General features: G+C 66.5%; 16 protein-coding genes and 1 tRNA gene. 13 read left to right on the plus strand and 4 right to left on the minus strand.

What is annotated here, in order from left to right:
- Positions 1-47: 47 nt before the first annotated feature.
- Positions 48-1,307 carry a multidrug effflux MFS transporter gene (locus tag VH567_RS14145; RefSeq protein WP_423326895.1) on the minus strand — a complete coding sequence of 420 codons (1,260 nt, stop codon included), beginning with the start codon at positions 1,305-1,307 and terminating at the stop codon, positions 48-50.
- 158 nt (positions 1,308-1,465) lie between these two features.
- Here VH567_RS14145 and VH567_RS14150 point away from each other — a divergent pair, with 158 nt between their 5' ends.
- The 4 genes from VH567_RS14150 to VH567_RS14165 all read left to right on the plus strand — a co-directional run bounded on the left by VH567_RS14150 (position 1,466) and on the right by VH567_RS14165 (position 7,858).
- Complete coding sequence (locus VH567_RS14150; protein WP_423326896.1) at positions 1,466-1,963, plus strand: hypothetical protein; 498 nt, start codon at positions 1,466-1,468, stop codon at positions 1,961-1,963.
- 213 nt (positions 1,964-2,176) lie between these two features.
- The gene (locus tag VH567_RS14155; protein WP_423326897.1) at positions 2,177-3,133 is read left to right on the plus strand and encodes an isopenicillin N synthase family dioxygenase; all 957 of its coding nucleotides are present in this window, start codon (positions 2,177-2,179) and stop codon (positions 3,131-3,133) included.
- Positions 3,134-3,444: 311 nt separating this feature from the next.
- On the plus strand, positions 3,445-6,219 hold the full coding sequence (polA, locus tag VH567_RS14160; protein WP_423326898.1) for a DNA polymerase I: 2,775 nt from the start codon (positions 3,445-3,447) through the stop codon (positions 6,217-6,219).
- 121 nt (positions 6,220-6,340) lie between these two features.
- Positions 6,341-7,858 (plus strand): lipopolysaccharide biosynthesis protein, encoded by a 1,518-nt coding sequence (locus VH567_RS14165; protein ID WP_423326899.1) that lies wholly within the window; start codon positions 6,341-6,343, stop codon positions 7,856-7,858.
- On the opposite strand, the gene VH567_RS14170 is transcribed toward VH567_RS14165, so the two are convergent.
- Together VH567_RS14170 and VH567_RS14175 are read right to left on the minus strand one after the other, a co-directional pair.
- Entirely contained in the window at positions 7,855-9,171 is a 1,317-nt protein-coding gene (locus VH567_RS14170) for an Nramp family divalent metal transporter (protein WP_423326900.1), read from the minus strand. The two genes, VH567_RS14165 and VH567_RS14170, sit on opposite strands and share 4 nt — an antisense overlap.
- Positions 9,172-9,364: 193 nt before the next feature.
- A complete protein-coding gene (locus VH567_RS14175) occupies positions 9,365-9,988 on the minus strand; it encodes a DNA-3-methyladenine glycosylase family protein (protein ID WP_423326901.1) in 624 nt (207 codons plus the stop codon).
- A 60-nt stretch (positions 9,989-10,048) separates the two neighbouring features.
- On the opposite strand from VH567_RS14175, the gene VH567_RS14180 reads away from it, so the two are divergent.
- On the plus strand, positions 10,049-10,366 hold the full coding sequence (locus tag VH567_RS14180) for a 2Fe-2S iron-sulfur cluster-binding protein (RefSeq protein WP_056484766.1): 318 nt from the start codon (positions 10,049-10,051) through the stop codon (positions 10,364-10,366).
- A gap of 156 nt (positions 10,367-10,522) precedes the next feature.
- On the opposite strand, the gene rlmB is transcribed toward VH567_RS14180, so the two are convergent.
- Positions 10,523-11,266, minus strand: a complete 744-nt coding sequence (gene rlmB, locus VH567_RS14185) for a 23S rRNA (guanosine(2251)-2'-O)-methyltransferase RlmB (protein ID WP_056055070.1) — start codon at positions 11,264-11,266, stop codon at positions 10,523-10,525.
- A 161-nt stretch (positions 11,267-11,427) separates the two neighbouring features.
- Here rlmB and VH567_RS14190 point away from each other — a divergent pair.
- The 8 genes from VH567_RS14190 (at position 11,428) to VH567_RS14225 (ending at position 23,170) form a co-directional block, all read left to right on the plus strand.
- Positions 11,428-11,514: transfer RNA gene (locus tag VH567_RS14190), tRNA-Tyr, on the plus strand.
- Positions 11,515-11,648: 134 nt separating this feature from the next.
- On the plus strand, positions 11,649-14,078 hold the full coding sequence (locus VH567_RS14195; protein WP_423326902.1) for a glycogen/starch/alpha-glucan phosphorylase: 2,430 nt from the start codon (positions 11,649-11,651) through the stop codon (positions 14,076-14,078).
- Positions 14,075-16,237: a 1,4-alpha-glucan branching protein GlgB gene (gene glgB / locus VH567_RS14200; RefSeq protein WP_423326903.1), complete on the plus strand. Its 2,163-nt coding sequence runs from the start codon at positions 14,075-14,077 to the stop codon at positions 16,235-16,237. The genes VH567_RS14195 and glgB overlap by 4 nt, the downstream gene beginning before the upstream one ends.
- Positions 16,238-16,322: 85 nt before the next feature.
- The gene (glgC, locus tag VH567_RS14205) at positions 16,323-17,582 is read left to right on the plus strand and encodes a glucose-1-phosphate adenylyltransferase (protein ID WP_423326946.1); all 1,260 of its coding nucleotides are present in this window, start codon (positions 16,323-16,325) and stop codon (positions 17,580-17,582) included.
- Between the two features lie 167 nt (positions 17,583-17,749).
- A complete protein-coding gene (glgA, locus tag VH567_RS14210) occupies positions 17,750-19,195 on the plus strand; it encodes a glycogen synthase GlgA (RefSeq protein ID WP_423326904.1) in 1,446 nt (481 codons plus the stop codon).
- Entirely contained in the window at positions 19,192-20,811 is a 1,620-nt protein-coding gene (locus tag VH567_RS14215) for an alpha-D-glucose phosphate-specific phosphoglucomutase (protein WP_423326905.1), read from the plus strand. Before glgA ends, VH567_RS14215 begins: the two co-directional genes overlap by 4 nt.
- Positions 20,811-22,340, plus strand: coding sequence for an alpha,alpha-trehalase TreA (treA, locus tag VH567_RS14220; protein ID WP_423326906.1), 1,530 nt, complete (start codon positions 20,811-20,813; stop codon positions 22,338-22,340). The genes VH567_RS14215 and treA overlap by 1 nt, the downstream gene beginning before the upstream one ends.
- Positions 22,340-23,170 carry an HpcH/HpaI aldolase/citrate lyase family protein gene (locus VH567_RS14225; RefSeq protein ID WP_423326947.1) on the plus strand — a complete coding sequence of 277 codons (831 nt, stop codon included), beginning with the start codon at positions 22,340-22,342 and terminating at the stop codon, positions 23,168-23,170. Before treA ends, VH567_RS14225 begins: the two co-directional genes overlap by 1 nt.
- The last annotated feature ends 52 nt before the right edge of the window (positions 23,171-23,222 follow it).

Here is a 23,222-nt window from a genome sequence, read left to right on the forward strand (position 1 = left end):
GATGCAGGCCTACCGGATGCGAACGGTGGACGTGCGCGCTAGTTCCTTCAAGCGCGGGCGGTAACGCCGACGGTCGGCCGGAACAGCCGCCCCCGCTCGGTGATCAGGATCGCCACCAGCGCCACCAGCGCCGCCAGCAGGAACCCGCCGACAAGCGGCACCGTCGTGCCATTGAACGCCTGCCCGATCAGCGCGCCGAACACCGCGCCCACGGTCACGCTGACGAACCCCTGCACGCTCGACGCGGTGCCCGCGATCCGCCCCATATTCTCCATCGCCATCGCCGAGAAATTGGACGTCGCCAGCCCGAAGCAGCCCATCGTCAGCGCCTGCAATATCGCAAAGCTGGCGAGCGTCTCGAGCCCCGTCCAGATCACCGTCAGATGCACCAGCGAGACGACGACCAGCACGACCAGCGCGCCGTGGCTGATCATCCGCGTGCCGAGCCGCATTACGATCCGCGAGTTGAGCAGGTTGCACGCCGCCATCGTCACCGACGTCACCGCAAAGATCAGCGCGAGCAGAGTCGGCCGGTGGAACACGTCCGCCATGATCTGCTGGATCGAATTGAGATAGCCGTACAGCGCCGCCATCAGCGCCGTCGACGCCAGCGTATAGCCGAGAGACAGCCGGTCGCCGAGCGTCTGGCGCCAGTCCGACAGGATCCGCCGCGGCGTGATCGGCAGGACGTTCTCGGGCGCCAGCGTCTCGGGCATGCGCAGATAGAACCACACGAACACGCCGATCGTCAGCACCGCGATCGTCCAGAAGATCGCCCGCCAATTGCCGAACTGCAGCACCGTCCAGCCGAACGTCGGCGCGAGAATCGGCACGATCATGAACACCATGAACGCGATCGACATCACCCGCGCCATCGCCCGCCCGTGATAGCAGTCGCGGACCAGCGCGATCGTCGCGACGCGGGCCGCGGCGATCACCGCGCCCCCGAGCGCGCGGGCGGCGAGCAGCAGCACGAAGCTGCCCGCGATCGCGCACGCGACATTGGCGACGACATACAGTCCGAGCGACCAGAGCAGCACGGTACGCCGCCCGAACCGATCCGCGAGCGGCCCGTGGATCAACTGCGCCACGCCGAAGCCGATCACGAACGCCGTCACGACGAACTGCCGCGCATTCTCGCTCGTCACGCCCAGCGCGTTGCCGATCGCGGGCAGCGCCGGCAGCATCGAGTCGATCCCGAGTGCGGTCAGCGACATGAGCGACGCAACCAGCGCAACGAATTCGACGAAACCGATCGGCGCGCCGCGCATCGCCGGCGCGTCGGATTGGGGGTTCTGGGTCTGCATGATGCCAGCGCCCTTACCCGCTCGGGCCCGCTTGCGAAACCCGTTAACCGGCGCCTGGCGTACCAGCCCGCCAACCGGCGCTTGCGTTGCAGGTGCGTTGCAGGAACCGCCCGCACCGCCTATCTGTATTGCAACCACAATACACTCGGGAGACGATCATGTTCCGCCCCCTCCTCCTCGCTACCGTCGGCCTGTCCGGCGTGCTCGCCTTGTCCGCCTGCGACCGCTCGAACGAGGGCGCGTCGGTGTCGATCAACGCCGACGGCGGCAACGTGCTCGGCGCGATCAATGGCGAGACCGGCGAGATGAAGATCGACGTCCCCGGCTTCCAGGGCACGGTGAAGCTGCCGAAGATCAGGCTCGACACCGGCAATTTCGATCTCAACGGCGTACGGCTATATCCAGGCTCGTCGATCAAGAATCTGAACATCGTCGGCAACGACAAGGCCGGCGGCCTCCGCGTGGCCTTCGCCAGCCCCGCGACCCCAACGATCGTCCGCGACTGGTTCGCCGAGCGGTTGGGGAAGGTCGGCTACAAGGTGCATCCCGAGGGCACGAACCTGATCGGCACGACCGACGAAAACAAACCCTTCCGCCTCGAACTCGCTCCCGACGGCAAGGACAAGGCGACCGGCACGATCGTCATCAGCGGGTAACCTACGATCCTCCCCCGCAGGGGGAGGTGGCTGGCACTTGCCAGACGGAGGGGGAGGAAGGAGCAACGCCTGTTCCGTGTCTCCCCTCCGCCACCTTCGGCGCCCCCTGGCATGGGAGGATCGTCCAAAATGTAAACCCACCCTAACCCAGGCATTTGGCACCGCCTCGCCAATCCCCTATATCGGTCGTCCCCCAATCCGGACACGAACCCCATGCTCGACACGCCCGCCGCCCAGGTCCCGACTCTCAGCCTCGCCACCCAAGCTACCGACCCCGATGGCTTCGCCGCCGCGTTCGGCGAATCGTTCGAGCGGTTCGGCTTCGCGATCGTCGCCGATCACGGCATCCCCGCCGACCTGATCGAGCGCGCTTGGGCCGAGACCAAGCTTCTGTTCGACCTCCCCGAGGACGAGAAGCGCGGCTATCACATCCCCGGCGGCGGCGGCGCGCGCGGCTACACGCCGTTCAAGACCGAGATCGCCAAGGACGCGAAAGTCGTCGACCTCAAGGAATTCTGGCACGTCGGCCGGGAATTACCCTTGGGCCATCGTTACGCCGACACGATGGCGCCCAATATCTGGCCGACCCGGCCCGAAGGCTTCAAGCCCGTCTTCCTAGAACTGTTCGCCGCATTCGACCGCGCCGGCGACAAGCTCTTGTCCGCGATCGCGCGTCATCTGAAGCTCAAGCCCGACTGGTTCGACCCGGCGGTGAAGGACGGCAATAGCATCCTCCGCCTGCTCCATTACCCGCCGATCCCCGCCGATGCCGAAGGCGTCCGCGCCGGCGCGCATGAGGACATCAACCTCATCACATTGCTGCTTGGTGCCGAGGAAGCCGGTCTCGAACTGCTCGACCGCGCCAACGGCCGCTGGCTGTCGATCAAGCCGCCCGAGGGCGCGATGGTCGTCAACGTCGGCGACATGCTCCAGCGGCTGACCAACAACGTGCTGCCCTCGACCACGCACCGCGTAATCAACCCGCCCCCCGAGCGCCGCGGCCATTCGCGCTATTCGATGCCGTTCTTCCTGCATCCGGCGCCAGACTTCCTGATCGAGACGCTGCCCGGCACGATCACGCCGGACAACGCGAACCGCTATCCGACCCCGATCACCGCGCATGATTATCTGTACGAGCGGCTGGTGGAGATCGGGCTTATCAAGAAGTAAAGGCAGCATGTTTCCCCGCGAAGGCGGGGATCCAGACTGGGCTCCCGCCTTCGCGGGAGAACAAGGAACGCTGGCACTGACCACTGCACCACCCCGGCGAAGGCCGGGGCCCAGTTGGAACGGTGGTCGTAACGACACGCACCGCCCTGTTATTGCCGTCCCCCAACTGGGCCCCGGCCTCCGCCGGGGTGGCGGTTCCTTATGGGGACACGACCGCCCCCAAACACCCCACCGCTTTTCTCCCCACCTGATACCCAACAACCACGCTTCCGCCATTGGAGGCCGCCCCCGCATCCGCTAGACCGCGCGCGATGCCCCATCTCTATCTCGTCGACGGCTCCGGCTATATCTTCCGCGCCTATCATCGGCTGCCGCCGCTCACCAACAAGCATGGCGAGCCGGTCGGCGCGGTGTACGGCTATACGACGATGCTGTGGAAGCTCGCAGACGAGGTCCACGCCGCCGATGGTCCGACCCACATGGCGGTCATCCTCGACAAATCGTCGAAGACCTTCCGCAACGATCTCTACGACAAGTACAAGGCGCAGCGCCCTCCCCCACCCGAGGATCTTGTCCCCCAGTTCCCGATGATCCGCGACGCCACGCGTGCGTTCAGCCTCCCCTGCATCGAGACCGAGGGACTCGAAGCCGACGACATCATCGCCTGCTATTCGAAGGCCGCGCTAGCCCAAGGCTGGGAAGTCACGATCGTCAGTTCCGACAAGGATCTGATGCAGCTGATCGAGCCCGGGCTCGACATGTACGACACGATGAACAACCGCCGGCTCGGCGCGGAGCATGTCGCGGAGAAGTTCCACGGCGTCACGCCCGCGCAGCTCGGCGACGTGCTCGCGCTGATGGGCGACAGCGTCGACAACGTTCCGGGCGTCCCCGGTGTCGGCCCCAAGACCGCCGCCAAGCTGATCCTCGAACACGGCGACCTCGAATCCGTGCTGGCGGCTGCCGACGGCATGAAGAAGGGCAAGCTGCGCGACAACCTGATCGAGCATGCCGAGATGGCGCGGCTGTCGAAAGTGCTCGTCACGCTGAAATGCGACGTCGCGCTGCCCGAGCCGCTCGAGGATCTCGAACTCAAGGGCATCCCCGACGCCCCGTTACGCGCGTTCCTCGAACATCACGGCTTCAAGTCGCTGATCGCCAAGCTCTCCGCGGTCGCCGAAGCCCACGTCGAGGCGCCCACGAGCACCGCCGATCTCGACGAAGACGAACCGTGCAAGCACGACGACTATGAAACCGTCGTCGACGAAGCCGCGCTCGATCGCTGGATCACCGTCGCCCGCCACCAAGGCTGGATCGCGATCGACACCGAGACCACTGGCATCGACGCCACGCGCGCGGATCTGGTCGGCGTGAGCATGGCGCTGCATCCGAACCTCGCCTGCTACGTACCTGTCGCACATGGCGGCACCGATTTGCTCGCGGAGAACCCGGTCCAGCTCGACCGCGCCCTCGTGCTCGCGAAACTCAAGCCGTTGCTGGAGGATCCGAGCATTCTGAAGATCGGCCACAACCTCAAATACGACATGATCGTCCTCGGCCGCGCCTACGCGTCGACCGGCGGCGTGCAGATCGCGCCGTTCGACGACACCATCGTGATGAGCTTCGATCTCGACGCCGGCCTCCACGGCCACGGCATGGACGAACTCGCCGCAACGCACCTCTCGCACACCTGCATCGCGTTCAAGGACGTCGTCGGCACCGGCAAGACTCAGCGGACCTTCAACGAAATCGACCTCAAGGCCGCCACGCGCTACGCCGCCGAGGATGCCGACGTGACGCTCCGCCTCTGGCGCCGGTTCAAGCGCCGCCTGCCCGCGGAAGGCTCGACCCGCGTCTACGAGATGGTCGACCGCCCGCTCGTGCCCGTCATCGCGCAGATGGAGATGCATGGGATCAAGGTCGACGCCGCGAAACTGTCGAAACTCTCGACCGAGTTCGCCGGCCAGATGGCGAGCCTGGAAACCGAAATCCACGCGCTCGCCGGCGCGCCGTTCACGATCGGCAGCCCCAAGCAATTGGGCGACGTGCTGTTCGAGAAGATGGGCATCAAGGGCGGCCGCAAAGGCAAGTCCGGCGTCTATTCGACCGACGTCAACGAACTCGAGCGGATCGCCGCCGACAAGGATTCGCCCGGTGCAGTGATCGCGCGCAAAGTGCTCGACTGGCGCCAGTTGTCGAAGCTGAAATCGACCTACACCGACGCTTTACAGGCGCAGATCAACCCGGCGACGGGCCGCGTCCACACGTCGTACAGCCTCACCGGCGCGCAGACCGGACGGCTGTCGTCGACTGATCCCAACCTGCAGAACATCCCGATCCGCACCGAGATCGGCCGCCAGATCCGTGACGCGTTCGTGGCCGAGCCCGGCAACGTCATCCTCGCGGCGGATTACTCGCAGATCGAGCTGCGCTTGGCGGCGCACATGGCCAACGTTCCCGCGCTAAAGGCCGCGTTTGCGAACGGCGACGACATCCACAGCCTCACCGCGCAGGAACTGTTCGGCGAGGTAAACCGCGACACCCGCGGCCGCGCGAAGACAATCAATTTCGCGATCCTCTACGGCATCTCGCGCTGGGGCCTTGCCGGGCGGCTGGACGTCTCGGCGGACGAAGCGCAGGCGATGATCGACCGCTATTTCGACCGCTTCCCCGGCATTTCGACCTACATCGTCGAGACGACGGAGAGCGTCCGCGCCACCGGCTACACGACCACGCTGTTCGGCCGAAAGACCCACTTCCCGCGCATCCGGTCGAAAATCCAGCACGAACGCCAGGGCGCCGAACGTGCCGCGATCAACGCCCCGATCCAAGGCACCAGCGCGGACATCATCAAGCGCGCGATGGTCCGCATGGGTCCAGCGTTGCTCGAAGCCGGCCTCCCGAACGTCCGCATGCTCCTGCAGGTACACGACGAACTCGTGTTCGAACTTCCCGAGGGTGACGTGGAAGCGGCCAAGCCCGTAATCGAACGCGTCATGGCCAACGCCGCACTGCCCGCAGTTATCCTCGACGTACCGCTGGGCATCGAAATTGGCACCGGCCTGAGCTGGGGCGCAGCGCATTGAGCCAGCCCACTCCGTCATGCCGGGCTTGTTCCGGCATCCACCGTGCCGCGAACTCGCCGACCTATAGGTATGCGGAACGGTGGACCCCGGAACCAGTCCGGGGTGACGGAGGCTATTGGCAGTGACCGAAGCCACGCAGGACATCGACACACTCGCCAAGGGTGGTCGGACCAACATCGCCGGCTTCGTCCTCCGCCTCGCCGCGCGCATCCCGTTCCTGTTCATCGCCGGCCGCATCTACGGCCCCGACCTCGTCGGCCGCTTCGCGATCGCGGTCGTGGTCGTCGAACTCGCGGCATTGCTGGCGACACTCGGCCTGAAGCGCGGTCTCGCCCAGGCGCTCAGCAGCGCCGACCGTCCGCACGCCAACGTCGTATGGGACGCGATGGCGGTCGCCTTTATCGCCTCGCTCATCGCCAGCGCCGTGCTCTGCACCTTCCCGCAGATCATGTATCCGAACAGCGCGATCACCGGGCTCGACCGATTCCTGCCGCTGATCATCGTCGCGATCGCCTGGTCCGACGTCAGCCTCGCCGCGCTCGCCTACCGCCTCAACGTCAAGGCCGCCGTCACCGCCCGCGCGGTCGTCGAACCGTGGACGATATCGATCGCCGCCTGGGCATTCTCCTATTTCACGATCCGCGACGGCCTCGTCCTCAGCTACGTCGCGTCGATGACCGCGGCGCTGATCGCCAGCCTCGTCCCGTTCCTGCGCAGCTACGGCGTCCCGCGCGGTTGGTCGCCGCACCTCCGCCCGCTCTATGCGCTAGCCCGTGCCAACGTGCCGCTCGCCGGCGCCGACATCCTCGAATGGGGCAGCCGCAACGTCGACCGCTTTATCCTCGGCGTGATGTTCGAGCCGAAGGTCGTCGGCATCTATTACATGGCGCAACAGGTCGCGAGCCTGCCGCAGAAGCTCAAGACCAGCTTCGACCCGATCCTCGGCCCCGTCATCACGCAGAGTCTGGCCAACAACGACCGCGCCGCGATCGCCAACCAGGTCCGCCAGGTCGCGTTCTGGATCATGGCGGCGCAAGGCGGACTCGCGCTGATGGGCTCGATCCCCGGCGAAGCGGTGATGGGCGTGGTCGGCCCGCAGTTCGTCGCCGGCACCGCGGCGCTGGCGTTCCTGCTCACCGCCGAAGTGCTCGCCTCGACCGGAGCCGTCAGCGAATCCGCACTCGTCTACATCGCGCGCCACCGCAACCTGATGATTTCCGCGGCAATGCTCGCCTTCCAGGTCGGGCTCAGCTTTGCACTGATCTTCGCGATCCGAGCGCTGGGCTATCCCGTCAACTATCAGGCGGCGGGCCCGGCAATCGCACTGATGCTATCGGTCGCGCTGACCTCGGTAATCAAGTCGAAACTGCTCGGCCATCTGCTCGGTGCGAAGGTCTCGCCGTGGCGCTGGCCGCTGGTCTGGGCAGCCGGCGCCGCAATCGTCGTCGGCGCTGCGTTCACCGCATTGCCCAAGCGCTACGAATGGGTCGAACTCGCGATCGGCGAGCCCGCGATCGCCGCGACCTATCTCTACATCCTGTGGAAATACGCATTCGGCCCCGCCGACCGCGCACTGTTCGCCAAAAAGCCCGACTCCGACGAAGCGGCCCTACCCAATGCGGGCGCCCCGATCGCCTAGAGCATCCCGTACAGCAACGTGCCGTTCAGCCCGATGATCACCGCGGCGATCACCCAGGCGAGGGTCTTCAGCCAGACCGGGCTCACCAGTTCGCCCATGATCGTGCGGTCGCCGGTAAACTTGACGAGCGGCACGACCGCGAACGGAAGTTGCAGGCTCAGCACGACCTGGCTCAGCACCAGCAGCTTCGTCGCCCCCGAATCGCCGGTCGCACCGACCACGAACACCGCAGGAACGATCGCGAGCAATCGCGTCACCAGCCGCCGCGCCCACACCGGCATGCGCAGGTTGAGGAAGCCCTCCATCACGATCTGGCCGGCGAGCGTGCCGGTCACCGTCGAGTTCTGGCCCGAGGCGAGCAGCGCTACCGCGAACAGCACGCTCGCCGCACCCATCCCGAGCATCGGCGCCAGCAACTCATACGCCTGGTCGATTTCGGCGACGTCGGTACGGCCGGCGACGTGGAAGGTCGCCGCCGCGAGGATCAGGATCGCCGCGTTGATGAAGAACGCCAGCCCCAGCGCGACGGTGCCGTCGATCGTCGCCATCGTGATCGCGTCGCGCTTGCCCGCAGCGTCCTTGGTGAACGCGCGCGTCTGGACGATCGACGAATGGAGGTAGAGGTTATGCGGCATCACGGTCGCGCCAAGGATGCCGATCGCAATGTAGAGCATCGCCGGGTTGGTTACGATCTGCGTCGTCGGGACGAGTCCGCCGAGCACGCCAGCCATGTCGGGCCGCGCGAGGAACAGCTCGAAGATGAAGCAGCCGGCGATGATCACCAGCAAGGCGACGACGAACGCCTCCAGCTTGCGGAACCCGAAGCGTTGCAGCGCGAGGATCAGGAACACGTCGAGCGCGGTGAGCACGACGCCGTAGACGAGCGGCAGGCCGAACAGCAGCTTCAGCGCGATCGCCGTGCCGAGCACCTCGGCCAAGTCGCAGGCGATGATAGCGATCTCGCACAGGAACCAGAGCGCGACCGAGACCGGCTTCGAATAATGCGCGCGGCAGGCTTGGGCGAGGTCGAGCCCGGCGACGATGCCGAGCCGCGCGGACAGCGCTTGCAGGACCATCGCCATCAGGTTCGACAGCAGCACGACCGACAGCAACGTGTAACCGAACGCGGAGCCGCCGGCGATGTCGGTCGCCCAGTTGCCGGGGTCCATATAGCCGACCGCGACAAGATACCCCGGCCCGACGAAGGCGAACAGCCGCCGCCAGAAGGAGGCGCCTTCAGGGACGACGACGGTGCGGTGGCTCTCGGCGAGCGAGTTGGCGAAATCCGACGCGGGGAGATTGGGGGCTGACATCGCGGGCTGCTTTGCCGGAAGGGGGCGGGTCGGACAAGCAGGGTGTGACCCACTCAATCAATCCTCCCCTGCAAGGGGAGGTGGCTGGCGCTTGCCAGACGGAGGGGTATCCGCCCTATCGAGAGGGTGTCACCCCTCCGTCAGTCCTGCGGACTGCCACCTCCCCTTGCAGGGGAGGATCGAAATCGCCGTCTCAGATCACCTTCATGTCCGCCTGGTAATGATGCCACGCGAAGATCGCCGCCGCACCCCGATGCGGGCGCCAAGACTCCGCCACCTCACGAGTCAGTTTCTCGCTCGGCCGCGTTTCGTGGCCCAATATACGCCCGACCTCGATCTGGATCGCGAGGTCGCCTGCCGGCCAGATGTCGGTACGGCCTTCCGCGAACAGCAGGTAGATTTCCGCGGACCAGCGGCCGATGCCTTTCACGCGAACCAGTGCGGCAATCGCCTCTTCATCGTCCTCGGGCAGGTTGGTGAGATCGAGCCGCCCGCTCGTCACCTCGTCGGCGAGGCTGCGCGCGTAGCCGAGCTTCTGGCGGGAGAGGCCCGCGCTCTTCAGCAACTCGTCGCTGGCGGCGGCGATCTTCGCCGGATCGCCCGCGCCGCCGACCACTGCGTCGAGCTTGTTCCACACCGCCGCCGCCGAGGCGACGCTCACCTGTTGGCCGACGATCGTCCGCAACAGCGTCGCGAAACCGCGCGCGCTGATCCGCGGCGCGGGGTGGCCGGCGTTGCCGACCGCGACCGCGAACGCCGGTTCGATTTCGCACAACGCCGCCATCGCGGTTTCGAGTTGCTCTGCACTCAGGCCCATGATGCTTGATCCCTGGCGCGCGCAACGGCATGAACGCACGAGAATTTTTCGGAGAATGACATGCCCAAGCTTATCGTCGTGACGCGCGAAGGGGAAGAACGCGAGATCATCGGCGAGGCGGGGCTTTCTGTGATGGAAGTCATCCGCGACGCCGGGATCGACGAGATCCTGGCGCTGTGCGGCGGCTGTTGCTCGTGCGCCACCTGCCACGTCCATGTCGACCCGGACTTTGCGGCCAAACTCAAGCCGATGGGGCCGGACGAGGATGACCTGCTCGATTCGACCAGCGACCGCGACGAATTCTCGCGCCTGTCGTGCCAGATCGAGCTGACCGAAGGTCTCGATGGCCTGAAGGTAAAGATTGCAGCGGAGGACTGATTCCCTCCCCCCTCCGGGGAGAGGGAGGGAGGCGCGCTTGCGCCGGAAGGGAGAGGGGCGTTGGGATGGAATGTCCCCAGCCTCACTCCCCTCTCCCTTCCCACCGCAAGGGCGGCGGCCCCCTTCCCTCTCCCCGTAGGGGCGAGGGAGTTAAGGTCAGCGTGTCGTAATCGCGTACAGCGCGATCGCCGCTGCGTTCGACACGTTCAGGCTCTCCACCTTCTCCGAGATCGGCAGTTTCGCCAGCTCGTCGCAATGCTGCTCGGTATTCTGGCGCATGCCCTCGCCTTCCGCGCCGAGCACGATCGCGATCCGCTGCGTGCCCATCGCTTCCGACAGCGTCTGCGTCGCGTGGCCGGTCAGCCCGATCCGCCAGAACCCCGCCGCCGCGATCTCTTCCAGAGCGCGCGCGAGGTTCACCACCCGAATCCACGGCACGCTCTCAAGCGCACCTGAAGCCGCCCGAGCGATCGTCCCCGACTCAGGCGGCGCATTGCGATCCGGCGTAATGATACCCAGCGCATCGAACGCCGCCGCCGAGCGCAGGATCGCGCCAACGTTATGCGGATCGGTCACCCCGTCGAGGATCACCAGCGGGCGATTATCGTCCTTGCCGTGCTCCAACAGGTCGGCGAGCCACATGTCCTCGAGCGGCTCGACCTCGATCACCACGCCCTGGTGCGGCGCATCGCCCGGCACCAGCCGCGCCAGATCCATCGCCTCGGCATAGGTTACCGGTACGTCGGCGGGCAGGTCGAACCCGGCCAGCGCCTCGCGCGTGCCGAGGATTTTCCGCACCGTGCGCTCCGGATTGGCGAGCGCCGCCCCTACCGCGTGCTTGCCCCAGAAGCGGGGGCGGCCTGCCGGTGCCTTGCTCGGCCTGTGTCCCTTGCGTGCCATATTCGCTCTCTATCGTGTCTGTGTATGCCGCGTCCTTGTCGGCATTCCGCTCCCGCGGCAACTATGAACCACGAAACTTCGCAAAACCCGCGTTGACAGGCGGGGCGCGCTTCGCCATTGAGCCGCCTCGCTTGAAAGAGCGGCGCTTGCAAAAGCGGCCTGGACAGGTGGCCGAGTGGTTAAAGGCAGCAGACTGTAAATCTGCCGGAGTTTCTCCTACGTAGGTTCGAACCCTACCCTGTCCACCACCGCCCCAGCGCGGTGATGCACAAGATCTCAAAGCATCAGCAGAGCAAGTTCTTCCGATCGCGGAAGGAAGTCCGCGTGACATCGGCTCGCGGAGGGTTAGGATCACGGCGACCGTAACGATTTCGGAAGCCGCGTGACCTCAGACCCCGCCGTACAGCAGCCCGCCGTTCAAGATCTCGCCGACTCGATCCTAGACACGCTCGTCCACCGCATCGGCAAGGATGCCCAGGCCGCGAGGCCGCACGACTGGCTCGCGGCAACGATCCTGACCGTCCGCAACGACATCGTCGAACGCTGGATGGCCTCGACCAAGGCGGCGCACGCGGCCGGCGCCAAGCGCGTCTATTATCTCAGCCTCGAATTCCTGATCGGCCGGCTGCTGCGCGACGCGGTGACCAACCTGCAGCGCAACGACGAGGTCACGCAGGCCCTAAAGCTCCACGGCGTCAACCTCGCCGAACTGGAGGAGATCGAGCCCGACGCGGCGCTCGGCAATGGCGGCCTCGGCCGGCTCGCCGCCTGCTTCATGGAGAGCATGGCGAGCCTCGCGCTGCCCGCTTACGGCTACGGCATCCGCTATGTGAACGGTATGTTCCGCCAGCGGATCGACGATGGCTGGCAGGTCGAGATGCCCGAGAACTGGCTCGCCCACGGCAACCCCTGGGAGTTCGAACGCCGCGAGAGCGCCTATTTCGTCGGCTTCGGCGGCGAAGTGACCGTCGCGGACAACGGCAACGTCCACTGGAGCCCGTCCGAGGCGGTCGAGGCCACCGCCGTCGACACCCCCGTCGTCGGCTGGCGCGGCAAGCACGTCAACACGCTCCGGCTGTGGACGGCCAGCGCGTTCGACCCGATCAAGCTCGACCGTTTCAACGCCGGCGATTTCTCGGGTGCGCTCGCCGACCAGACCCGCGCCGAAACGCTCACCCGCGTCCTCTACCCCAACGACTCCACCGCCGCCGGGCAGGAACTCCGCCTCCGCCAGGAGTATTTCTTCTCGTCCGCGTCGATCCAGGACATCGTCCGCCGACACATCCAGTATTTCGGCGACATCCGCACGCTGCCCGACAAGGCCGCGATCCAGCTCAACGACACGCACCCCGCGGTGTCGGTCGCCGAACTCATGCGGCTGCTGATCGACCACCACGAATTCGCGTTCGACGAGGCGTGGAAGATCACGCGCGCCACCTTCGGCTACACCAACCACACGCTGCTGCCCGAGGCGCTGGAGAGCTGGCCGCTGCCGCTGTTCGAACGCCTGCTCCCGCGCCACATGCAGATCGTCTACGCGATCAACGCCAAGCTGCTCCGCGAGGCGCGCGGCACGGACGGCATAGACGACCGCGCGATCGCCGCGATCAGCCTGATCGACGAAGGCGGCGAGCGTCGGGTGCGGATGGCGAACCTCGCCTTCGCCGGTTCGCACAGCGTCAACGGCGTCGCCGCGCTCCACACGCAGTTGATGAAGAAGACGGTCTTCGCCGATCTCCACAAGCTCTACCCGACGCGGATCAACAACAAGACCAACGGGATCACGCCGCGCCGCTGGCTCCAGCAGTGCAACCCCGGCCTCACCGCGCTGATCCGCGATGCGATCGGCGACGCTTTCCTCGACGATGCCGAGAAACTGGTCGATCTGGATGTTTTTGCAGATGATTCCGGTTTCAGGGAGCGCTTTGCGGCGGTTAAGCGTTCGAACAAGGTGGCATTGGCTAATCACATCAAGGACAACATGGGCCTAAGGGTCGATCCGGACGCGATGTTCGACGTCCAGATCAAGCGCATCCACGAGTATAAGCGTCAGCTGCTCAACATCATCGAGACGGTCGCGCTCTACGACCAGATCCGCAGCCATCCCGAACGCGACTGGACGCCGCGCGTAAAGCTGTTCGCGGGGAAGGCGGCGTCGAGCTACCACAACGCGAAACTCGTCATCAAACTGGCGAACGACGTCGCGCGCCGGATCAACGCCGACCCGTCGGTCGGTGGCCTGCTCAAGGTCGCGTTCCTGCCCAATTACAACGTGTCGCTGGCCGAGAAGATCATCCCCGCCGCCGATCTCAGCGAACAGATCTCGACCGCCGGACTCGAAGCGTCGGGCACCGGCAACATGAAGTTCGCGATGAACGGCGCCCTGACCATCGGCACGCTCGACGGCGCCAACATCGAGATCAAGGACCGCGTCGGCGACGACAACATCTTCATCTTCGGCATGACCGCGGACGAGGTCGAGGCAAAGCGCGCCAACGGATACGATCCCCGCGCGGTAATCGACGGCTCGAACGAACTTCGCCAGGCGGTGTCGGCGATCGCGTCCGGCGTGTTCTCACCCGACGACAAGACGCGCTATGCCGGACTGATGGGCGGGCTGTACGACGGCGACTGGTTCATGCTCGCCGCCGATTTCGACAGCTATGCTACCGCCCAGCGTGCGGTCGACACGCGCTGGAACGACCGCGACGCCTGGGTCGCCTCGACCGTCCGCAACGTCGCGCGCGTCGGCTGGTTCTCGTCCGACCGCACGATCCGCGAATATGCGCGGGAAATCTGGACGGTGATGTGAAGCCACCCGAAGGCGCCATCGTTGCCCTGCTGGAAGGGCGTCACGACGATCCGTTCTCGCTGCTCGGCGTCCACAGCGGCCCGACCGGCGTGTTCGCACGCGTCTGGCTGCCCGGCGCGGACACGGCGGAGGCGCACGCGCTTGACGGCACCGCGCTCGGCATCCTCCCCCGCATCGACGATCGCGGCCTGTTCGAGGGTCCGATCGACGGCACGCAACAGCCGGTGAAATACCACGCCAAGGCGGGTGAAACCTCGTGGTGGGTCACCGACCCCTACAGCTTCGGCCCCGTCCTCGGCCCGATAGACGACCTGCTGATGGCGGAGGGCACGCACCGCCGCCTCCACGACAAGATGGGCGCGCACCTGATCGAGCATGAGGGCGCACACGGCGTCCACTTCGCGCTCTGGGCTCCCAATGCGCAGCGCGTGTCGGTGGTCGGCGATTTCAACGATTGGGACGGCCGCCGCCACGCGATGCGCAAGCGTGGCGACGTCGGCGTGTGGGAGATCTTCATCCCCGACATCGCCGAATATCGCGCGTACAAGTTCGAGATCGTCGGCCCCGATGGCCAGCTGCAACCGCTGAAGGCCGACCCGTTTGCCTTCGCCAGCGAACTCCGCCCCGCCAACGCCTCGATCACGCGAAAACTCGCGCACGACTGGGCCGACACCGATCACCGGAAACACTGGTCCTCGGTCGATCCCCGCCGCGTGCCGATCAGCATCTACGAGGTCCATGCCGGATCGTGGGACCGCGACGCTGATGGCTGGTTCCTGACCTGGGACGCGCTCGCCGATCGCCTGATACCGTACGTGGTCGAGATGGGCTTTACGCACATCGAATTCCTACCGATCAGCGAACATCCGTACGACCCGAGCTGGGGCTACCAGACCACCGGCCTCTACGCGCCGTCCGCCCGCTTCGGCGACGTCGAGGGATTTGCGCGGTTCGTCGATGGCGCGCATCTCGCCGGGATCGGCGTGTTGCTCGACTGGGTCCCCGCGCATTTCCCGACCGATGCGTTCGGCCTCGCGCATTTCGACGGTACCGCGCTGTACGAACACGAGGACCCGCGGCTCGGCTTCCACCCCGACTGGAACACCGCGATCTACAATTTCGGGCGGCGCGAAGTGGCGTCGTTCCTCGTCAACAACGCGCTGTTCTGGGCCTTGCGCTATCATGTCGACGGCCTGCGCGTAGATGCGGTCGCGTCGATGCTGTACCGTGATTATTCGCGCAAGGCCGGCGAATGGATTCCCAACGAGCAAGGCGGCCGCGAGAATTGGGAAGCGGTCGCATTCCTCCGCGACATGAACCGCGAGATCTACGGCCAGCACCCCGGCGTCTTCACGATCGCCGAGGAATCGACCTCTTGGCCGGGCGTCTCCGCCCCCGTCGGCGACGACGGTAAGAGCGGCGGCCTCGGGTTCGGGTTCAAGTGGAACATGGGCTTCATGCACGACACGCTCCAGTACATGGCGCGTGACCCGCTTCACCGGAAGCACCATCACGGCGAGATCAATTTCGGGCTCGTCTACGCGTTCAGCGAGAATTTCGTCCTGCCGCTCAGCCATGACGAAGTGGTTCACGGCAAGGGTTCGCTGCTCACCAAGATGCCCGGCGACGACTGGCAGCAATTCGCAAACCTGCGCGCGTATTACACATTCATGTGGGGCTATCCGGGCAAGAAGCTGCTCTTCATGGGGCAGGAATTCGCGCAGCGTCGCGAATGGTCCGAAGACCGCGCGCTCGACTGGGACCTGCGCAATGCGCGCAGCCATGAGGGGATCCGCAACCTCGTCCGCGATCTCAACACGGTTTACCGCGAGAAACCCGCGCTCCACGCCCGCGACTGTGAGGCAGAGGGTTTCGAATGGCTGATCGCCGACGACGCCGCCAATTCGGTCTTCGCTTGGCTGCGCAAGGCCCCCGGCGCCAAGCCGGTCGCGATCATCGCGAACATGACGCCGATCGCCCGCGCGCCGTACCGCATCCCGTTGCCGCACGACGGCCGCTGGTGCGAGATCATCAACAGCGACGCGCATGAATATTGGGGCAGCGGGCTCGGCAATCTCGGCGGTGTCGTCGCGAAGGACGGTGCGGCCTGGGTTACCCTGCCCCCGCTCGCGACGATCATGCTCGAGTTCGAGGAGTAAGCTCGCGCCCTGAAGACCGGAACCGGTTCGGGGTGACGAGACGTTGTACGCACGAACTGAAAACGAAGGCGGGAGAGACGACATGGTGGAACGGCGGGGACAGCCATTGGCGCGCGATGCGATGGCGTATGTGCTGGCCGGCGGCCGCGGCAGTCGCCTGATGGAGCTGACCGACACGCGCGCGAAACCCGCGGTGTATTTCGGCGGCAAGGCGCGCATCATCGATTTCGCGCTGTCCAACGCGATCAACTCGGGCATCCGCCGGATCGGCGTCGCGACGCAGTACAAGGCGCATTCGCTGATCCGCCACCTCCAGAGCGGCTGGAACTTCCTGCGCTCGGAACGCAACGAGAGCTTCGACATCCTCCCCGCTTCGCAGCGTATCAGCGAATTCCAATGGTACGAAGGCACCGCCGACGCGGTCTACCAGAACATCGACATCATCGAGAGCCACGCGCCCGAATACATGGTCATCCTGGCGGGCGATCACATCTACAAGATGGACTACGAGCTGATCCTGCAACAGCATTGCGAGACCGGCGCGGACGTCACGATCGCCTGCCTCGAAGTGCCGCGGATGGAGGCGGTCGGCTTCGGCGTGATGGCGGTGGACGAGCATGACAACGTCACCGCGTTCGTCGAAAAACCCGCCGATCCGCCCGCGATCCCCGGCAACCCGGATATCGCGCTGGCGTCGATGGGGATCTACGTCTTCCATACCAAGCTGCTGTTCGACGAACTCCGCCGCGACGCCGAGACGCCCGGTTCTTCGCGCGATTTCGGCAAGGATATCATCCCGTACCTCGTCAAGCACGGCAAGGCGGTCGCGCATCGCTTCTCCGACAGCTGCGTGCGGTCGGGGCTCGAGGTCGAAGCCTATTGGCGCGACGTCGGCACGGTGGATGCGTATTGGGAGGCGAACATCGACCTCACCGACGTGGTGCCGAAGCTGGACCTCTACGACCGCAGCTGGCCGCTCTGGACCTATTCGGAGGTCACGCCACCGGCCAAGTTCGTTCACGCGGACGATGGGCGGCGCGGCGAGGCGGTGTCTTCGCTGGTATCGGGCGATTGCATCATCTCGGGTTCCTCGATCCACCGCAGCCTGATCTTCACCGGCACCCGCGCGCATAGTTATTCGATGCTCGATCAAGCCGTGATCCTCCCGCACTGCGTGATCGGTCGCGGTGCGCGTCTGTCTAAGGTGGTGGTGGATCGTGGCGTGGAGATCCCCGATGGCCTGGTCGTGGGCGAAGACGCAGAGCTCGACGCACAGAGATTCCGCCGTACCGACAGCGGCGTGGTGCTGGTGACCAAATCCATGATCGACCGGCTGACCGCGTGATGACCAACACAAATCCTCCCCGGCACGGGGAGGGGGACCGTTCGCCATTGGCGAAGGGTGGAGGGGGCTCACCGCGAGCGTACCCTGCGATCGAAGGCAAACCGTTTGCGGAAGCCCCCCTCCACCATGCGATGCATGGTCCCCCTCCCCGTGCCGGGGAGGATTTGATGCGCGTCCTCTCCGTCGCCTCCGAAGCCTACCCCCTCATAAAAACCGGCGGTCTCGCAGACGTCGTCGGCGCGCTGCCGGCAGCGCTCGCGCCGCACAACGTTGCGCTCACCACCTTCCTCCCTGGCTACCCAGCCCTCGCCGCCGTCACCAAGCGCGCGAAAGTCGTCCACCGCTACACCGACCTGCTCGGCACCGAAGCCCGCATCCTCAAGACGAAGATCGGCGACCACGCCCTCTTCGTCCTCGACGCCCCCGCGCTGTTCGCCCGAGGCGGCGGCCCGTACGGCGACGCGACCGGCGCAGATTGGCCCGACAACTGGCGCCGGTTCGCCGCGTTCAGCCGCGCCGCCGCCGATCTCGCCTCGGGAGTCGTCCCCGGCTACGCGTTCGACATCCTCCACGCGCACGACTGGCAGGCGGCGATGGCCCCCGCCTATCTCCGCTACGCACCCGGCCCCGGCGTCCCCGCCAAGACCGTCGTCACGATCCACAACATCGCGTTCCAGGGGCGCTATGGCTACGACATCTTCGCCGACCTCGCGCTGCCCGACATCGCGTTCGCGCTCGACGGCGTCGAATATTATGGCGGCGTCGGCTACCTCAAGGCCGGGCTCGAAGCCGCCGACGCGATCACCACCGTCAGCCCGACCTATGCCGCCGAAATCCGCCGCGCCGAATTCGGCATGGGCCTCGAAGGCCTGATCAACGACCGTGCCAGCCGCGTGACGGGGATCGTCAACGGCATCAACCCCGCCGTCTGGAACCCTGAGACCGACGCGTCGCTCCCCGCACGCTATACCGCACGCACGCTCGCCCGCCGCCGCACCAACAAGCGCGCGATCGAAAGACTGTTCGACCTCGACACCGAAGACGGCCCGCTCTTCACCGTCATAAGCCGCCTCACCGGGCAAAAGGGCATGGACGTCCTCGCCGCGTCGCTCGACGAACTCGTCGCACTCGGCGGTCGTCTCGCGCTGCTAGGCTCGGGCGACACCGCCCTGGAACACGCGTTCCTCGCCGCAGCCGAACGCCACCCTGGCCGCATCGGCGTCCGCATTGGCTATGACGAACCCGTTTCACACCTCCTCCAAGGCGGCGCCGACGCGATCCTGATCCCGTCGCGGTTCGAACCCTGCGGCCTGACGCAGCTCTATGGCCTGGCATACGGCTGCATCCCCGTCGTAGCCCGAACCGGCGGGCTCGCCGACACCGTGATCGACGCCAACGAAGCCGCGATCGCCGCGGGCGTCGCCACCGGCGTCCAGCACGACGGCGTCACGCCGGAAGCGCTCAGCCACGCGCTGCGCCGAACGATGGCGCTCTATGCACGCCCCGATCGCTGGGCCATGCTGCAGCGCAACGCGATGCGCGCGGACTTCTCGTGGGACGAGAGCGGCCGCCGCTACGCAAACCTGTATTCGAGCCTCCTGGAGCCCGCATGATCCGCACCGTTTCGACCACGCCCTACACAGACCAGAAGCCCGGCACGTCGGGCCTGCGCAAGAAGGTGAAGGTCTTCCAGCAGCCGAACTATGCTGAGAATTTCGTCCAGAGCGTGTTCGACGTGGTGGCGGACAAGGCCGGCGCGACGCTGGTCATCGGCGGTGACGGCCGCTTCCTCAACCGCGAAGTCATCCAGGTCGCGATCCGGATGGCGGCGGCTAACGGCTTCGGCCGTGTGATCGTCGGTCGTGGCGGCATCCTCTCGACCCCCGCCGCGAGCCACATGATCCGCAAGCGTGGCGCGATCGGCGGGCTCGTTCTCTCGGCAAGCCACAACCCCGGCGGCCCCGACGAGGATTTCGGGATCAAGTACAACATTGCCAACGGCGGCCCCGCGCCCGAATCCGTAACCGACGCGATCAACGCGCGCACGCTCGAGATCGACCGCTGGCTGACCGTCGACGCCGACGACATCGACCTCGACACCGACGGCGAAGTCACGGTCGGCGGCATGCCCGTCGAGGTCGTCGACCCGGTCGAGGATTACGCCGCGCTCATGGAGACGCTGTTCGACTTCGACGCGATCCGCGCGGCAAAACTGACGATGGCGTTCGACGCGATGAGCGCCGTCACCGGGCCGTACGCGACCGAAATCCTCGAACGTCGCCTCGGCTTCGCGCCCGGCACGGTGCGCAACGGCACGCCCCTCCCTGATTTCGGCGGCCACCACCCCGACCCCAACCTCGTACACGCGCACGCACTGTACGAGACGATGATGGCACCCGATGCGCCAGATTTCGGCGCCGCGTCGGACGGCGACGGCGACCGCAACCTGATCATCGGCAAGCACCGCTTCGTCACCCCCTCGGACAGCCTCGCGATGCTGGCCGCGAACGCGCACCTGGCGCCCGGTTACGCAGGCGGCCTCAAGGGCATCGCCCGCTCGATGCCGACCAGCGCCGCCGCCGACCGGGTCGCCGCCGCGCTCGGTATCCCCGCCTACGAGACGCCCACCGGGTGGAAGTTCTTTGGCAACCTGCTCGACGCCGGGATGGCGACGATCTGCGGCGAGGAAAGCGCGGGCACCGGCTCGGATCACGTCCGCGAGAAGGACGGCCTGTGGGCGGTGCTGCTGTGGCTCAACATCCTCGCGGTCCGCGGCGAAAGCGTCGACGCCATCGCCCGCGATCACTGGGCGAAGTTCGGCCGCAACTACTACGCGCGCCATGATTACGAAGGCGTCGAAACCCCGCGCGCCGACGCGCTGATGGCCGCGCTTCGTGCAAGCCTCGCCACCCTCCCCGGCCAGCAGTTCGGCGACCTGACCGTCGAGGCCGCGGACGAGTTCGCCTATACCGACCCGACCGACGGCTCGATCAGCCGCAACCAGGGCGTCCGCATCCTCTTCGAGGGCGGCAGCCGCGTGGTGTTCCGCCTGTCGGGCACCGGCACCAGCGGCGCGACGCTGCGCGTGTATCTCGAACGCTACGAACCGGTCGGCGGCGATCTCGACCGCGATACCGGCGAGATGCTCGCCAGCATCGTCGCGGCGGCAGAGTCGATCGCGGGAATCGCCAAGAACACCGGCCGCACCGCACCGGACGTCGTCACCTGATGCGCCGTTACGGCCTGCTCGCGCTCTCCTCGCTGCTGATCGCGGCATCGCCCGCGCCGCAATCGCCTGCGCAGATGTTCGGCCCGCTTTACAAGGCGGTGCAGATGCGCGGGCTGTTTCCGGATTCGAAGACCTTCGCCGACGCGACGCCCAAGCGGCCGGCGAAGGCGATCCTCGCCGACTATGCGAAATGCCGCTGCGATGCAGAGCCCGCGCTGCGCCGGTTCGTCGCGGCGAACTTCACGATCCCGACGACGCCCGCCGCGCCGCCATCGGCCGAGCGGTTGACGCTGAAGGCGCACATCGACGCGCTCTGGCCGCAACTCACGCGCACGCAGACCAGCGTCCCCGCAGGCTCCTCCGCGCTGACCCTACCGAAGCGCTACGTCGTCCCCGGCGGCCGTTTCCGCGAGATGTATTACTGGGACAGCTATTTCACGATGCTCGGCGTGCAGCGGTCCGGGCGGCAGGATCTGGTCGAGGACATGGTGGTCGATTTCGGCAGCCTGATCGACCGCTACGGCCACATCCCCAACGGCACGCGCACCTATTATCTCAGCCGCTCGCAACCACCGTTCTTCTACCTGATCGCCGGCCTGTCGCGCGACCCGAAGACGCTCGCCACCCGCACCCGCCAGCTTCGCGCCGAGCACGCATTCTGGATGGCCGGCGCCGACGCGCTCAAGCCCGGCCAGCAATCGCGCCGCGCCGTCCGCCTCCCCGACGGCGCGCTGCTCAACCGCTATTGGGACGACCGCGACGATCCGCGCGACGAGAGTTATCGCGAGGACGCGGAGCTCGCCGACCGTACGCCGTCGCGTAATCGCGGAGAACTCTTCCGTGATCTGAGAGCCGCGGCGGAAAGCGGCTGGGACTTCTCGTCGCGCTGGCTGGCGGACAGCCGCACGCTCGCGACGATCCGCACCACGCGGTTCGCACCGGTCGATCTCAACAGCCTCATGGTCGGCATGGAGCAGGCGATCGCCGCGAACTGCCGGACGCTCGGCGACACCGCGTGCGCAACGGCTTACACCGCCCGAGCAACCGCCCGCGCCGCCGCGATCCGCCAACATCTGTGGAACGGCCGGTTCTTCGCCGACTACGATCTCGACACCAACCGCGCGAACGCCTTCGCCAGCGCCGCGATGGCCTTCCCGCTATTCGCCAAGATCGCCACCCCCGATCAGGCCAAGGCTACCGCCACCGCACTCCGCCCGTTCGTCGGCGAAGGCGGCTTGCGCACGACGCTGATCGGCAGCGGTCAGCAATGGGATGACCCCAATGGCTGGGCGCCGCTGCAATGGATCGCGATCCAGGGCCTGCGCGGCTACGGCGAGACCGCGCTTGCCGACCGTATCACCACGGCCTGGCTCGCCTCGGTCGATCGCGAATATCAGGCGAGCGGCAAGCTGCTGGAGAAATACGACGTGGTCAAGCGCAAGCCGGGTGGCGGCGGCGAATACCCCAATCAGGACGGCTTCGGCTGGACCAACGGGGTCACGCGGGCACTGATGGCGGACCGCCCATGATGCGCCGCCGCCGCAGCGCACTCTACATGCCCGCGTCGAATCCGCGGGCGATCGCCAAGGCACGGACGCTCGACTGCGACGTCATCATCGTCGACCTGGAGGATGCGGTCGCGCCGGACGAGAAAGCCGCCGCGCGCGACCGGGTCGTGGAGGCGGTACGCAAAGGGGGTTTCGGTGCGCGCGAACTCGTGGTGCGGATCAACGGCCTCGGCACGCCGTGGTATGCGGAAGACGTCGCCGCGGTTCGCGGCATAGGCGTCGACGCCGTACTCGTGCCCAAGGTATCGTACCCGTCCGATCTGAAGGAAATCCGCACGTCGCTGGGCGAAGACGGCCCGCCGATCTGGGCGATGATCGAGACCTGTGCCGCGATCCTGTCGCTTCCGGCGCTGTCGCAAGCGGCTTGGGGCTCGCAGCTGACGGCGCTGATCGCCGGCACCAACGATCTCGCCAAGGAAATGCGGTGCCGTCTCGGGCCGGATCGCACGCCGCTGATCCCGGCACTCGCATCGATCGTGATCGCCGCGCGCGCGGCTGGGATCGTCGCGCTCGACGGCGTGTGCAACGCGCTCGACGATGCGCCGCGCTTCGCAGCCGAGTGCGCGCAGGGTGCGATGCTGGGATTCGACGGGAAGACGTTAATCCATCCGTCGCAGATCGATGCGGCGAATGCCGGCTTTGGTCCCAGCGAGGACGAACTGGCATGGGCGCGAGCGATCGTGGCGGCCTTCGCCAAGCCGGAGAACGCGGACAAGGGCGCGATCCGGCTGGATGGCCAGATGGTCGAGCGGCTGCATCTGGCCGAGGCAGAGGCGATGCTGGCGCGCTGAGGCAGACTTGATCCTCCCCTATAAGGGGAGGTGGCTGGCGCTTGCCAGACGG

Source organism: Sphingomonas sp. 4RDLI-65 (assembly GCF_049472435.1).
GTDB lineage: Bacteria > Pseudomonadota > Alphaproteobacteria > Sphingomonadales > Sphingomonadaceae > Sphingomonas.

Bases quoted from the DNA above. Each gene is read 5' to 3' on its own strand.
- VH567_RS14155 (WP_423326897.1), top strand. From the start codon at position 2,177: ATGCTCGACACGCCCGCCGCCCAGGTCCCGACTCTCAGCCTCGCCACC.
- VH567_RS14150 (WP_423326896.1), top strand. From the start codon at position 1,466: ATGTTCCGCCCCCTCCTCCTCGCTACCGTCGGCCTGTCCGGCGTGCTC.
- VH567_RS14225 (WP_423326947.1), top strand. From the start codon at position 22,340: ATGCGCCGCCGCCGCAGCGCACTCTACATGCCCGCGTCGAATCCGCGG.
- VH567_RS14170 (WP_423326900.1), bottom strand. From the start codon at position 9,171: ATGTCAGCCCCCAATCTCCCCGCGTCGGATTTCGCCAACTCGCTCGCC.
- VH567_RS14215 (WP_423326905.1), top strand. From the start codon at position 19,192: ATGATCCGCACCGTTTCGACCACGCCCTACACAGACCAGAAGCCCGGC.
- polA (WP_423326898.1), top strand. From the start codon at position 3,445: ATGCCCCATCTCTATCTCGTCGACGGCTCCGGCTATATCTTCCGCGCC.
- VH567_RS14175 (WP_423326901.1), bottom strand. From the start codon at position 9,988: ATGGGCCTGAGTGCAGAGCAACTCGAAACCGCGATGGCGGCGTTGTGC.
- glgA (WP_423326904.1), top strand. From the start codon at position 17,750: ATGCGCGTCCTCTCCGTCGCCTCCGAAGCCTACCCCCTCATAAAAACC.
- rlmB (WP_056055070.1), bottom strand. From the start codon at position 11,266: ATGGCACGCAAGGGACACAGGCCGAGCAAGGCACCGGCAGGCCGCCCC.
- VH567_RS14180 (WP_056484766.1), top strand. From the start codon at position 10,049: ATGCCCAAGCTTATCGTCGTGACGCGCGAAGGGGAAGAACGCGAGATC.
- treA (WP_423326906.1), top strand. From the start codon at position 20,811: ATGCGCCGTTACGGCCTGCTCGCGCTCTCCTCGCTGCTGATCGCGGCA.
- VH567_RS14145 (WP_423326895.1), bottom strand. From the start codon at position 1,307: ATGCAGACCCAGAACCCCCAATCCGACGCGCCGGCGATGCGCGGCGCG.